General features: G+C 63.4%; 17 protein-coding genes and 1 pseudogene. 8 read left to right on the top strand and 10 right to left on the bottom strand.

Features of this window, described 5'->3' with window-relative positions:
* Positions 1-89 precede the first annotated feature (89 nt).
* The 7 genes and pseudogenes from AC1RNN_RS12070 (at position 90) to AC1RNN_RS12040 (ending at position 5,427) form a co-directional block, all read left to right on the top strand.
* Positions 90-1,163 carry a type II asparaginase gene (locus AC1RNN_RS12070; protein ID WP_493089057.1) on the top strand — a complete coding sequence of 358 codons (1,074 nt, stop codon included), beginning with the start codon at positions 90-92 and terminating at the stop codon, positions 1,161-1,163.
* A 338-nt stretch (positions 1,164-1,501) separates the two neighbouring features.
* Positions 1,502-1,633: pseudogene (locus AC1RNN_RS12065) on the top strand (zinc-ribbon domain-containing protein); the annotation flags it as partial.
* Positions 1,578-2,294 carry a putative zinc-binding metallopeptidase gene (locus AC1RNN_RS12060; RefSeq protein ID WP_493089059.1) on the top strand — a complete coding sequence of 239 codons (717 nt, stop codon included), beginning with the start codon at positions 1,578-1,580 and terminating at the stop codon, positions 2,292-2,294. The pseudogene AC1RNN_RS12065 and the gene AC1RNN_RS12060, both read left to right, overlap by 56 nt.
* 12 nt (positions 2,295-2,306) lie before the next feature.
* Positions 2,307-2,702, top strand: a complete 396-nt coding sequence (locus AC1RNN_RS12055; RefSeq protein ID WP_493089060.1) for a BON domain-containing protein — start codon at positions 2,307-2,309, stop codon at positions 2,700-2,702.
* Positions 2,703-2,901: 199 nt separating this feature from the next.
* Positions 2,902-3,264 carry a hypothetical protein gene (locus AC1RNN_RS12050; protein ID WP_493089062.1) on the top strand — a complete coding sequence of 121 codons (363 nt, stop codon included), beginning with the start codon at positions 2,902-2,904 and terminating at the stop codon, positions 3,262-3,264.
* Between the two features lie 135 nt (positions 3,265-3,399).
* Positions 3,400-4,341, top strand: coding sequence for an RNA polymerase sigma factor RpoH (gene rpoH, locus AC1RNN_RS12045; protein WP_493089063.1), 942 nt, complete (start codon positions 3,400-3,402; stop codon positions 4,339-4,341).
* A gap of 96 nt (positions 4,342-4,437) precedes the next feature.
* The gene (locus AC1RNN_RS12040) at positions 4,438-5,427 is read left to right on the top strand and encodes a Bug family tripartite tricarboxylate transporter substrate binding protein (protein ID WP_493089064.1); all 990 of its coding nucleotides are present in this window, start codon (positions 4,438-4,440) and stop codon (positions 5,425-5,427) included.
* 19 nt (positions 5,428-5,446) lie between these two features.
* Here AC1RNN_RS12040 and AC1RNN_RS12035 read toward each other — a convergent pair whose 3' ends face one another.
* From AC1RNN_RS12035 to AC1RNN_RS12010, 6 genes are all read right to left on the bottom strand, one after another.
* Positions 5,447-6,178, bottom strand: coding sequence for a Crp/Fnr family transcriptional regulator (locus AC1RNN_RS12035; RefSeq protein ID WP_493089065.1), 732 nt, complete (start codon positions 6,176-6,178; stop codon positions 5,447-5,449).
* Positions 6,179-6,298: 120 nt separating this feature from the next.
* Complete coding sequence (locus tag AC1RNN_RS12030) at positions 6,299-6,910, bottom strand: SCO family protein (protein WP_493089067.1); 612 nt, start codon at positions 6,908-6,910, stop codon at positions 6,299-6,301.
* Between the two features lie 6 nt (positions 6,911-6,916).
* Positions 6,917-7,813 carry a heme o synthase gene (gene cyoE, locus AC1RNN_RS12025; RefSeq protein ID WP_493089068.1) on the bottom strand — a complete coding sequence of 299 codons (897 nt, stop codon included), beginning with the start codon at positions 7,811-7,813 and terminating at the stop codon, positions 6,917-6,919.
* On the bottom strand, positions 7,810-8,928 hold the full coding sequence (locus AC1RNN_RS12020; RefSeq protein WP_493089069.1) for a COX15/CtaA family protein: 1,119 nt from the start codon (positions 8,926-8,928) through the stop codon (positions 7,810-7,812). The genes cyoE and AC1RNN_RS12020 overlap by 4 nt, the downstream gene beginning before the upstream one ends.
* Before the next feature lie 6 nt (positions 8,929-8,934).
* Positions 8,935-9,624, bottom strand: coding sequence for a redox-active disulfide-containing membrane protein (locus AC1RNN_RS12015; protein WP_493089071.1), 690 nt, complete (start codon positions 9,622-9,624; stop codon positions 8,935-8,937).
* On the bottom strand, positions 9,602-10,348 hold the full coding sequence (locus tag AC1RNN_RS12010; protein ID WP_493089072.1) for an SURF1 family protein: 747 nt from the start codon (positions 10,346-10,348) through the stop codon (positions 9,602-9,604). The genes AC1RNN_RS12015 and AC1RNN_RS12010 overlap by 23 nt, the downstream gene beginning before the upstream one ends.
* A 15-nt stretch (positions 10,349-10,363) precedes the next feature.
* Here AC1RNN_RS12010 and AC1RNN_RS12005 point away from each other — a divergent pair, with 15 nt between their 5' ends.
* Entirely contained in the window at positions 10,364-10,585 is a 222-nt protein-coding gene (locus AC1RNN_RS12005; RefSeq protein ID WP_493089074.1) for a twin transmembrane helix small protein, read from the top strand.
* A gap of 75 nt (positions 10,586-10,660) precedes the next feature.
* Here AC1RNN_RS12005 and AC1RNN_RS12000 read toward each other — a convergent pair whose 3' ends face one another.
* The 4 genes from AC1RNN_RS12000 to AC1RNN_RS11985 are packed head-to-tail and all read right to left on the bottom strand — an operon-like array spanning position 10,661 to position 12,528.
* Positions 10,661-11,542, bottom strand: a complete 882-nt coding sequence (locus tag AC1RNN_RS12000; protein WP_493089076.1) for a cytochrome c oxidase subunit 3 — start codon at positions 11,540-11,542, stop codon at positions 10,661-10,663.
* 56 nt (positions 11,543-11,598) lie between these two features.
* Positions 11,599-11,820 carry a DUF2970 domain-containing protein gene (locus tag AC1RNN_RS11995; protein WP_493089077.1) on the bottom strand — a complete coding sequence of 74 codons (222 nt, stop codon included), beginning with the start codon at positions 11,818-11,820 and terminating at the stop codon, positions 11,599-11,601.
* Positions 11,820-12,410, bottom strand: a complete 591-nt coding sequence (locus AC1RNN_RS11990; RefSeq protein WP_493089079.1) for a cytochrome c oxidase assembly protein — start codon at positions 12,408-12,410, stop codon at positions 11,820-11,822. Before AC1RNN_RS11990 ends, AC1RNN_RS11995 begins: the two co-directional genes overlap by 1 nt.
* 4 nt (positions 12,411-12,414) lie before the next feature.
* Complete coding sequence (locus AC1RNN_RS11985; protein WP_493089081.1) at positions 12,415-12,528, bottom strand: cytochrome oxidase small assembly protein; 114 nt, start codon at positions 12,526-12,528, stop codon at positions 12,415-12,417.

The raw sequence follows: 12,528 nt of genomic DNA, 5'->3' as shown, positions 1-12,528 counted from the left end.
TTCCGATTCGCCTGTGCCGTTAATTCCTAGCATTGCACCACCTGCCCATTGAAGGCAGGAAGAAGAACACATTCCTTGGAGACAAAACCATGACAACAAGCACTTTCAACCTTAAACAATGGGCCGCGGCACTGAGCCTTTCGGCCCTGGCCGCACTGGCACACGCCCAGGCCAGCAAGCCCCATGTGGTGGTACTGGCCACCGGCGGCACCATCGCCGGCGCCGGCGCCTCGGCCGCCAACAGCGCGACCTACGCTGCGGCCAAGGTGCCGGTGGACAAACTGCTGGCCGGACTGCCCGAGCTGAACAATGTGGCCCGCGTGACGGGGGAGCAGGTCTTCCAGATCGCCTCGGAAAGCTTCAACAACGAACATTTGCTGCAACTGGGGCGCCGCGTATCTGCTCTGAGCAAGCAGGCCGATGTGGACGGCATCGTCATTACCCATGGCACGGACACGCTGGAAGAAACCGCCTACTTCCTGAATCTGGTGGTGCGTACGCGCAAGCCCATCGTGGTGGTGGGCTCCATGCGGCCCGGTACTGCCCTGTCGGCAGACGGCGCACTCAACCTGTTTGACGCCGTGAACGTGGCCGCCAGCCAGGATGCAGCCGGCAAGGGCGTGCTGGTGACCATGAATGACGAAATCCAGAGCGGACGCGACGTCAGCAAGACCATCAACATCAAAACCGAAGCCTTCAAGAGCCAGTGGGGCCCGCTGGGCATGGTGGTCGAGGGCAAGAACTACTGGTTCCGCGCTCCGGTCAAGCGCCACACCGCAGATTCCGAATTCAACATCGACGACATCAAAACCCTGCCCGCCGTGGACATTGTGTACGGCTACGGCAACATGAACAGCATCGGCATCGATGCGTATGCCAAGGCAGGCGTCAAGGCCCTGATCCATGCAGGCACGGGCAATGGCTCCGTGGCCGCCCCCGTGGTGCCCGCATTGCGCCAGCTGCGCGCCAGCGGCACCCAGGTCATCCGCGCCGCCCGCGTGCCGGATGGCTTCGTACTGCGCAACGCCGAACAACCCGACGACCAGTACGACTGGGTCGTCGCCCACGATCTGCGTCCCCAAAAGGCACGCATTCTCGCCATGGTGGCGCTGACCAAAACCTCGGACAGCAAGGAACTCCAGCGTATCTTCTGGCAGTACTGACCCCACCCCGGCGATTCAAGCCCCAGGCCACCCGCCTGGGGCTTTTTGCTTTGGGGCAGCCCCATGTGCGCTGCCACACATACACGCGCGCACCTGGCTCATACAGTGGAAGGCAACTCAAGGAGTTCGCCCATGTACGACACCCAGCCACGCGTTCCGGTGCTACTGATGGACTGGACCACGGCGGAAATCACGCCACCGCCCCCCATACCCGAAAGTCCCCCGGCTATACCGCCGGAGTTCCCTGGCACCCAGGATCCGCCCCCACCGGTAGAAGACCCGTCGCCCTGGCAGGAACCGCCCGACACGCAAGCAACGCTGTTCTGAAAGCGGGCCGGATGAGCCTTTGCCATTGCAGCCACCCGGTGTTCTTTCGCAACCACCTATGCCTGCGGTGCGGCCGGGCCTTTGGTTATGTACCCGAGACGAGCACCATGCTGGCCCTGGAGCCAGCCGGTGAGAACCGGCCACCAGGAAGGCATCATCACCATCAACGTGGGCGAAGGCAACGATGCCAGGCGCGAAGCCATACGCGCGCACCTGCACAAACCCTACCGCACGCTGCAGAAGCACTATGACGGCGGCCCCGATCCTGACTGGGCACAAACCCACATCAGCGCCTATGCCAGCGCGTACCCGTGGGAAGACTGGGCCGAAACCTGGGCGCACTACCTGCACATGGTGGACACACTGGACGTTGCCATGGACGCTGGCATTCATAGCGAGCACCCGGCCGATCTGAAAGACCCCTTTGGTGCCGATGTGCTGTACAGCCCTGCGGGCGACACCTCCCCACCCGACACGGCATTTCTCAGCTTCCTCAATGCCTGGACCCGACTGACCAGTCGTGCTCGACGAGTTCTCGCTGGGCATGGGCCAGCGGGACCTGTATCCCTTTGTGCTGAGCAAACCCTGCGCCACCAAGCTGCATTGGGTGCACCGCTTCATCGCGGCACAGTGCGCCTCGCGCCCCTGCGCGCACGAGTTACGCTTATTCACATTTGTCTGCTCTTTCATGCCTGCGTGTGTGTGCAAGCGCACGAACCTTTTCGGCGCATTCCGGCAATCTTGGGTTTCCGCGGCAGGCAAAGACCATCTTCCCGGTCTTGCATGCAATTTCAACCCTCATGAAAGAGAGTCATCATGTCTAGTACCCAAACTTCCATCACTTCCCGTTATGCCCGCATGCTGCGCCCCGTCGTGGCAATGGCGGCCATCGCCATCGGCGCCACCGCCGTACACGCGCAAACCGAACCCGCCCAGCAACCCGACACCCAGCGCTCACAAGCCAAGCCCGGCGCCGAAGTCGAAAAGGCTGTCAGTGACAGCTGGATCACCACCAAGGTGAAGTCCGAAATCCTGGCCAACAGCGTCTCCAAGGGCTTCAAGGTCAATGTGACCACCAAGAGCGGCATAGTCGCGCTCAAGGGCAAGCTGCCCACGCAGGACGCCGTTGACCTGGTCAAGAACCTGGCCCAAAACGTCCAGGGCGTGCAAAGCGTCGATGCTTCCGGCCTGACGGTGGAAGCGGCAAGCTGATAAACCCAGCGAAGGCTTAGCCCCCGAGCGAGTCAGCCAACGCACTTCGGTGCTGTTGGCTGAAATTTTTTTGCCCGCCCTCTCCGCCCCGGACGCTTCAGGACAGCCCGAGACACAGTTCGGCAACAGTTTTCATCCGCTCCAAAGCCAGAATTCATTCTCAGAATGAGGCCCTATTTCCTGGCCAGGGAGTTTGACGATGAAAAGCACTTACGACACCTTCCAGCGCGAAATGCTCATGCTGGCATTCCGGGCGGGTCTTGCCCTGGTCTGCGTTTCGGTCAAAGCGGAAACACCCACCGAGGCAGAAAGCAACCAGGCGGCGCAAGAGCCGCAAGCGCTGAGACTTGAAACAAACCCCACATTGCTCGCCTCAAACACCTCAGGCACGGCGCAAATGACCTACACCGTCGTGCTTCCCGGTGGCGGCAACACCATGCGCCTGCTCTTCACGCCCACGAGAACAGGCATGGGTTGGGCAGCCGGCGCGGCCACCGGCGGGTTTGTCAAAGTGCATCAAACCGCACCGCGATTTGACGATCCGGCACTGTCGCCGCAGTGAAGCATCGCGCGTACGGCGACACCGGCGCGGGGCTTTACACAACTTCATCCTATAGCTATCGGGGTCATTGAACTTCTTGTTAGCACTCCGATCTCACGAGTGCTAATATGAAGTTTGAACACAAGGAGGTTCTGCATGACTGCACTGCTCGCTACGCCCCAAACCGCCCTGGCCACTGCCAATCCGTGGTCCTTGGTGCCGCCGCTGGGGAACCTGGATGCCTACATTTCTGCGGCCAATCGCCTGCCCATGCTCACACTGGAAGAAGAGCAGGAGTACGCCCGCAAGTTCAAAAATGAGAATGATCTTGAAGCTGCCGGTAAGTTAGTGCTCTCTCACTTGCGTCTGGTGGTGTCCGTATCGCGTCAGTACCTGGGTTATGGACTGCCGCATGGCGACCTGATCCAGGAAGGCAATGTGGGCCTGATGAAGGCCGTCAAGCGCTTTGACCCCGACCAGGGCGTGCGCCTGGTGAGCTACGCGCTGCACTGGATCAAAGCCGAAATCCACGAATACATCCTGAAGAACTGGCGCATGGTCAAGGTGGCGACCACCAAGGCCCAGCGCAAGCTGTTCTTCAACCTGCGCTCCATGAAGCAGCGCTTCAAGAGCGACGATGCCGCTGCCGACCTGGGCACGCACCGCGACACGCTGAATCCCGAGCAGATCGACGCCATGGCGCGCGAGCTGAACGTGAAACCCGAAGAAGTCATCGAGATGGAAACCCGGCTGTCAGGCGGCGATGTGCTGCTGGACCCCAGCCCGTCTGACGATGGTGAAGACGCGTTTGGCCCCATCGCCTACCTGACCGACACCAACCACGAGCCCGTGGCCATGATCGAGGCGCGTCAGCGCGATGTGCTGGCTACCGACGGCATTGCCACCGCACTGGGCAGCCTGGACCCGCGCAGCCGCCGCATCGTGGAAGAGCGCTGGCTCAAGGTGAATGACGACAACTCCGGTGGCATGACGCTGCATGAGTTGGCCGCCGAATACGGCGTGAGCGCCGAGCGCATCCGCCAGATCGAAGTGGCGGCCATGAAGAAGATGAAAACCACCCTGGCCGCCTACGCCTGAGCCCCCTGCCCCGGACGCCGACCATTCGGCGCTTGGGCGACAATGCCCCTGCAGCCCCGGCCGCAGGGGCATTTTTCATTCCGGAGACACAAAACCATGCAACGCCGCGCGCTCACCATTGCTACACTTTCCATAGCTGCTTGCACACTATCCACGGGGGCTATCGCCCAAAAAGTATCTCAAGCTGCTGCGTGGCCCAGCAAGCCGCTGCGTATCATCGTGGGCTTTCCGGGCGGCTCCTCGCCCGACCTGACGGCGCGCGCCTTTGCCGAGCCCCTGTCCAAGGCGCTGGGCCAGCCGGTGATTGTGGAAAACAAGGTGGGGGCGGCCGGCAACATTGCTGCGGACGCGGTGGCCAAGGCCACCGATGACCACACCATCGGCCTGATGATCAACGGCAACATGACGATTGCCAAGTTGCTCAACCCCAAGCTGAGCTATGACCCGCTCAAGGACCTGCAGCCCATCAGCCTGCTCGGCGTCTCGCCCCTGGTGCTGACTGCGCCCGTCAATGCCCCCGGCGGCAATGCCGCCGAATTCCTGCAGGCCGCGCGCAGCAGCGGTGACCGCTGGAACTACGGCACCCCCGGCGTGGGCACCGTGGGCCATCTGGGTATGGAACTGCTCAAGTCACAGGCCAAAATTGCGCCCGTGCATGTGCCCTACCCCGGCTACCCGCAGGTGGCCACGGCCATGATTGCCGGAGACCTGCAGCTCAGCCTGCTGCCGCCGGCCTTGGCCGCCGCTCAAGTGCGCGCGGGCAAGCTCAAAGCCATTGGTGTGACGGCCAGCGTGCGCAGCCCGCTGGCACCCGAGGTGCCTAGCCTGGCCGAGGCTGGCGTGAAGAACTTCAACCTGGAGATCTGGAACGCCGTGGCCGCACCTAACAGCCTGCCCCCAGCCGCAGCGACCCGCCTGGCCACGCTGTTCAGCGAGATCGCGCGCAGCCCCGAGATGCGGCAGAAGATGTTCGGTCAGGGCTGGACGGTGGTGGGCACCATGGCCGAAGGCCTGCGCCTGCGCGTGAAGTCGGACACCGCGCTCCTGGGCGGCATCATTGCCAGCCAGGGCATCAAGATGGAATAGGCCCGCCAGACTGCGGCTCTTACGCCGCCAGGGCCATGGGCAAGAGGCGGCGGTATTCCTGTTTGGCCGCGGCGTAGCACTCGCAGGTTTGCTGCTCCAGACGCGAGCGGTCCAGTACCACGATGTGGCCGCGGTGGTAGCGGATCATGCCGGCCTCCTGCAGCTTGTGCGCCGCGATGGTGACGCCCTCGCGCCGCACCCCCAGCAAATTGGCAGCCGACTCGTGGGTCATGTCCATTTCGTCCGAGCAGGACCGGTCCAGGCCCACCAGCAGGCGGCGGCAGAATTGCTGGTCGATCGAGTGGTAGCGGTTGCAAACGGCGGTCTGGGCCACCTGGCCCAGCACGCTTTGGGCATAGCGCAGCATGATCTTCATGATGGCGCCCGAGCGCGCCATCTCGGCCTTGAGGAAGGAGGCGCTGAGTCGCAGCGCCAGGCCGGCGGTCTGCACCACCGCCTCGCTGGGGGCGGAGCCGCCGCCCAGCAACAGCGACACCCCCACCACCCCATCGTTGCCCACCACCGCCACCTCGGTGGAGGCCCCCTCCTGGGTGAGGTACACCATGGAGGCGATCATGGTGATGGGGAAGTACACGTATTCGGGGGTGCTGCCTGCGGCGCATAGCACCTGGTTCAAGGGCAGTTCCACCAGCTCCAGCTGGTCGCGCCAACGAGCTTCGTCCGCCTGGGGCAAAACAGCGAGCAAATGGTTTTGCTGGCTGTCGCCGAGATCAGGGCTTGCAGACTTCATGGGCTCTCCTGTGTGGATCGATGCCCTTATGGTCGCGAATTCGGGTTTTCCCTGATATCAGCGATCACCCCTTGCGGGTGTCAGACCAGTCCTACAGGGTGCCCCACCCCGTGCAATGGATCAGGAGCTGCTCTTGAGCAGCTGTGCAATGTCCGAAGCCAGCACCTTGGCGCCACTGCCGTAGCGGGTGAAGAGGCGCAGATTACCCTGCGCGTCGTAAATATAGCTGCCCGCGGAGTGGTCCATGGTGTAGCTGGTGGGGGTCTTGCCTTCCACCTTCTTGTAGTAGACCTTGTAGTCCTTGGCCAGGGCGGCCAGCTTCTCGGGCGTGGTGTAGAGCGCCAGGAAGCTGGGGTCAAAGTTCGCCATGTAGGCCTTGAGGATGGGCGCGGTGTCGCGCTCCGGGTCCACGGTCACAAACAGGCCCTGCAGGCGGTCGCCGTCCTTGCCCAGCAGCTGCTTGACCTCGGCCAGCTCGGCCATGGAGGTCGGGCAGACATCGGGGCACTGGGTGAAGCCGAAGAACATGACCACCACCTTGCCCTTGAAGTCCGCCAGGTGGCGCAGTTGGCCGTTGTGGTCGGTCAGCTCGAAGTCCTTGGCGTAGTTGGCGCCGGTCACGTCCACCGAGGCAAACGAGGGCTTCTGCTCGGAGCATGCAGTCAAAGTGACCATAGCCCCCGTAGACAGTGCGCAAGCAGCTAGCAATTTAATAGCAGAACGTTTATTCATGGTGACTCACAACAGGTAGTGATCCAGCAGCAGTGCGGCAAACAGCACGCTGAGGTGGATAAGGGAGAAGCGGAAGGTGGCGCGCGCCAGCTCGTCCGAGTAGTTGCGCAGCAGGCGCACGGCGTACCAGCAAAAGCCCACGCTCAGCACCAGCGCCACCGCCAGGTAGAGCCAGGAGCTCATGCCATACACAAACGGGAATACGCAGGCCGCCGCGAGAATGAAGGTGTAGAGCAGGATCTGCAGGCGTGTGAACTCGCTGCCGTGGGTGACGGGCAGCATGGGCAAGCCGGACTTGCGGTAGTCCTCCACGCGGTACAGCGCCAGCGCCCAGAAGTGCGGCGGCGTCCAGAGGAAGATGATGAGGAAGAGAATCAGCGCCTCGGGGCCCACATCGCCGGTCATGGCGGCCCAGCCCAGCACCGGCGGCATGGCGCCCGACGCACCACCGATCACGATGTTCTGCGGCGTGAGCGGTTTGAGGATGACGGTGTAGATGACTGCGTAGCCCACAAAGGTGGCGAAAGTGAGCCACATGGTGAGCGGGTTGACCCAGAGGTAGAGGATGAGCGAGCCTGCGATGCATAGCAGGGCCGAAAACACCAGGGTTTGCACATCGCTGAGCTCGCCGCGCGCCGTGGGGCGCCAGGCGGTGCGCTTCATCTTGGCATCAATGCCCTTCTCCACCAGACAGTTGAAGGCCGCCGCCGCGCCAGCGACCAGGTAGATGCCTACGCAGGCAATCAGCGCCAGGCCCACCTGGGGCAGGCTGGGCAAGCCGGGCACGGCCAGCACCATGCCAATGAGGGCACAAAAGACGATGAGCTGGATCACGCGCGGTTTGGTCAGCGCGTGGAACTGGCGCAGCACCGAGGGCGTGGCGGGAGAGAGGGTCGCGGTCATGTTTCGGTTCCGATCGGGGCGGTGCGGCCCGCCAGCGTCAAAGTCCATACGAGGGTCACCAGCAGCGCGCCGGCGCCTCCTGTGTGCAGCACAGCCGCCACCAGCGGCCAGTCCAACACCACATTGCTCAGGCCCGTGACCAGTTGCAGCAGCAAGAGCCCGCCCAGCCAGCGCATGGGGCCGCGCAGCACGGGCACGGTGCGCAGGCACCAGGCCAGACTGCCCAGCAGCAGCACGGTGCACAGCGCAAGCAGGCGGTGCGTAAAGTGAATGGCGGTGAGCACCTGGAAGCTGATGTGGTCACCGTCCTGGCTCATGCCCAGCGGGCGCCAGAGCTCCAGCGCGCCGCCAAAGTCCATGTCCGGCCACCAGCGGCCCTGGCACATGGGGAATTCGGTGCAGGCAAGCACCGCGTAGTTGGTACTGACCCAAGCGCCCGAGGCCGCCTGCAGCACCAGCATGGCCAACGCCGCGGCGGTCCAGGGCCAGACCCAGCGCGGCACTGTGGCCACCGCACCACCGCCGTTGCGCACCACCTGCACGGTCAGCAGCGCGAGCAGCAGGTAGGCCCCCAGCAGATGCAGGCTGACGATGGCGGGGAACAGCTTCATGGTGACGGTGAGCGCGCCGAACGCGCCTTGCACGCAGACCCACAGCAGTGTGACGGTGGGCAGCCAGGGGCTGACCTGCCCTTTCAGGAAACGTTTGCGCCCCAGCCAGGCCGTGATGGCCAGCACAAGGATGAGGCCGCCCACGCCGGTGGCAAGGTAACGGTGCACCATCTCCACCCAGGCCTTGCCGTGCGTGACCGGGCCCGTGGGCATGGCAGCCTGCGCGGTGGCAATGGCGTCCTTGGCACCCAGCGGGCTGGCGCTGCCATAGCAGCCGGGCCAGTCAGGGCAGCCCAAACCGCTGTCGGTCAGGCGCGTGAAAGCGCCGAACAACACCAGGTCAAAGGTGAGAAACAGGGTGATAACGGTGAGCGCCTGGTAGCGGCCCAGCGCACCGGTATGCCGGTGGCGCAGGCGCACCCACAGCAGCGGGCCTGCAGCCAGCAGCACACCGACTAGCAGCAGGCGCAGCACGGGTGAAAGGTTGTAGAGCTCTGCGTCCATGGCGTATCAGCGGCCTGCCTGGTCCCAGGAGGCGGAGGCGCGCAGCAGGCGGTCCAAGTCACGCTTGGCCTTGGGTGCGTCCTCGGGTGTCAGCCCCGGTGCAAAGCGCAGCATGAGGTTGCCCAGCGGGTCCACCACATAGAGGTGGTCCGGCAAGGCAGCGCCCGTTTGCGGCGGCAGCCAGGCAGCCAGGTCCGCAGCAGGCACGCGCAGCACCGTGGCCTCCTTGAGGCCGGGCAGCAAGGTTGCAGGCACCGCGTCGCCGTCGTTGATCAACCAGACCCAGTCCACGCGGTCTTTCTCCTTGCCCAGGCTCTCGCGCAGTTGGCGTTGCAAGTAGAGGCGTTGCGCGCAGGCTTGGTCACAGGCGGCGCCAGCCACGCTGATGAACAGCCACTGGCCCTTGAGGCTGCGCAGGTTCACAGCCTTGCCATCCAGCGTGCCGGCCTGCAGATCGGGCAAGGGGCGTTGCGGGTCAATCAGCGTGCCGAAATTGCGCCGGCTCTCGGGGCGCACCACGTAGTAGGTGAAGTACGAGGCCACCACGGGCGCGGCGCACACCAGCATCACCAGCAGCATCTTCCAGCGACCCAGGCGCGTGCGCGCGCCTGCACTCGCCAGCGCCTGGTCGGGCACCGGCATGGAGTGCACAGTCAGGCCCAGGGGGTGGTCATCATTCGGGTTGGCGCGAGACATGGGAATCCTTGGAAACGAATACAAGAGGGCGCAGCTGAAACCAGGCGTACAGCACCGCGATGAGCAGCGCCAGCGCAAACCATTGCGCGGCATAGCCGTAGTGCTTGTCCACACCGAGGTTGACTTCGGGCCACTCGAGCAACAGGCCATCGCTGGCAGCACCGGTCTGCACCACGCTCACGTCCTGCCACAGCGGCAAGCCCGCCTCCTGCCGGAATTGGGTCAGGTCGAGATTTTGCCGGATTGCGCCATGGCCCGGCTCCCCGGGCTCATAAAGCTTGGAAGGCGGCGGGGCCATGCGGCCTTCGACTTCTACCAGGCCGGTAGGCGTCGTGACGGCCGGCAAGGCCGTGCGGCTCTCGAAGTTGCGGGGCGCCCAGCCGCGCTGCACCAGCACGGCGTCGGACCGGCCTTTCAGCTGCAGCGGCGTCATGACAAAAAAGCCGACACGTCCGCCCATCTGGCGGTTGTCCAGGTACACCGTGTGTTCGGCCAGCCATCGGCCCTGCAGACGCACGGGCCGGTGGACCAGCGTGGCGCGCGCCGTACTGGCCAGCAGTTCTTCTGCAGCAAGGGCTGCCATGCCGCCCTGCGTCTGGATGCTGCGCGCCAGCGCTTCTTTTTGCGCCGCACGGTCCAGTTGCCAACGCCCCAGCGAAATGGTCACCGCCACGCCGACCACGGCAGCGAGCGCGATCAGCACGCGACGGATGCGCGTACTCACGGGATAATCCTCACCATGTCATACCTTGTCGCCATTGCGTTTCTTGCCATTCTGGCCAGCCTGGGGGCTGCCCTGGTGTTCATGTTGCGGGGTGGCCAGCCACAGGCTGGCAAGTCGCGCGGCATGGCGCGGGCGCTGGCTTTGCGGGTGGGCTTTTCCATCCTGCTGTTTCTCTGCATTTTGCTGGCCTGGAAGCTGGGCTACATCCACCCCACAGGGATTCCACCGGGACGCTAAAGCCCGTACGAAGCTCCCACCCCTCCATCAAAAAAGGCACCGCAAGCGGTGCCTTTTTTGATGCCGTAGCAAGGCTTAGAGCCAGTACACCAGCACGTAAAGGCCCAGCCAGACCACGTCCACAAAGTGCCAGTACCATGCGGCGCCCTCAAAGCCGAAGTGGCGCTCGGAGGTGAAGTGACCTTTCTGCAGGCGCAGGGTGATGAACAGCAGCATCAGCATGCCCACGAACACGTGGAAACCGTGGAAACCGGTCAGCATGAAGAAGGTGGAACCGAACACGCCCGAGTTGAGCTTGAGGTTGTACTCATGGTAGGCGTGGTAGTACTCATAGCCCTGCACAAACAGGAAGGTCACACCCAGCAGCACAGTGGCCCACATGAAGGCAATGGTCTTGCTGCGGTTGCCGTCCACCAGTGCGTGGTGGGCAATGGTCAGCGTGACGCCGGAAGACAGCAGCAGCGCCGTGTTGATGGTAGGCAGCCAGAACGGGCCCATGGTGGTGAAGGGCTCGACAATGCCGCCAGGCGAAGCCGTGGCGCCGGCCGCCATGCTGGGCCAGACGGCCTTGAAGTCGGGCCAGAGCAGCGCATTTTCCAGGCTGCCCAAGGCAGGCACGGAGTGCGAACGGGCCCACCACAGCGCAGTGAAGAAGGCACCGAAGAACATGACTTCGGAGAAGATGAACCAGCTCATGCTCCAGCGGTAAGAGATGTCAATCTTGCGCCCGTACTGGCCGCCTTCGCTTTCGCTGATCGCGTCACCAAACCATTGCCAGAGCACTGCCAGCCACCAGACCAGGCCCAGCGCCAAAGAGTACATGCCCCAGTCGGAGCCATTGATCCACTGGCCAGCGCCCAGGATCACGAAGAACAGGCCTGCGGCGGCCATGACCGGGTGGCGCGAAGGACCCGGTACAAAGTAGTACGGTGTGCCGCCATGTGTTGTCGAACTCATTTTTGCTCCATTCCTTCTCTAATCCAAATCTTGTCTCGCTGTGCCGGCCTCTTCACTCAGGAAGCTGCCACCACCCACTTTGCCAAACTGATCAATCCCACCACCACCAGCACGGCACCCACCAGGCCCACGAGCACGATGTGCAGCGGATTGACCTTGGCCAAGTCGTCGCGCTGGCCCTTACTGCTGCGAATGCCCACGAACGACCAGGCCACAGCCTTGATGCTGCGCAGCAGGGAGGGCTTGGCCTCACCTTGGTGAACTTCGGGCGCTGCCATCATGAGCCTGCGCTGTCTGCCGCCTTCACGCTGGCCACCGGCGCAGCCGGGGTCTTGCCTCCCACCTCGAAGAAGGTGTAGGACAGCGTGATGGTGTTGACGTCCTTGGAGAGCTTGGGATCAATCACGAACACTACGGGCCAGGATTTCTTTTCTCCGGGCTCCAGCGTGTACTGGTTGAAACAGAAGCACTCCAGCTTGTTGAAATGTGCCGAGGCCTGCATGGGCGCGTAGCTCGGAATGGCCTGGGCCGACATGCGACGGTTCTGCACATTCTGGAACTCGTAAACCACCGTAGTGAGTTCACCGGGATGCACCTGCAGCGAGCGCTGGGCCGGCTTGAACTCCCAAGGGCCACGCGCATTCGCGTCGAACTCCACCGTGATGGTGCGGCTGGTATCCACCTGCGTGTTGACGGCCTGCGCCTTTTGACCGCTCACCACCTGCTCACCCAAGGCGAGGATGTTGATGCCGGTCATTTCGCAAATGGTTTTGTAGAGGGGCACCAGCGCGTAGCCGAAGACAAACATGCCGGCGGTGATGACCGCCAGCTTGCCCATCATGCGTAGGTTTTCGCGCTTGAGGCCCATGGCGCTATTTGCCCAGCAAAACCATCTTGGCCATGAAGCCGATGAAGAACACCACGGCGACCGAGGCCAGAATCAGGCCCAGGCGCACGTTGGCTTTCTTTTGCTCCGGCGTGGACAT

It is taken from the genome of Rhodoferax sp. GW822-FHT02D07 (assembly GCF_058802405.1).
Note: the sequence above shows the minus strand (reverse complement) of the source record. Positions and strands in the feature narration are given on the sequence as shown.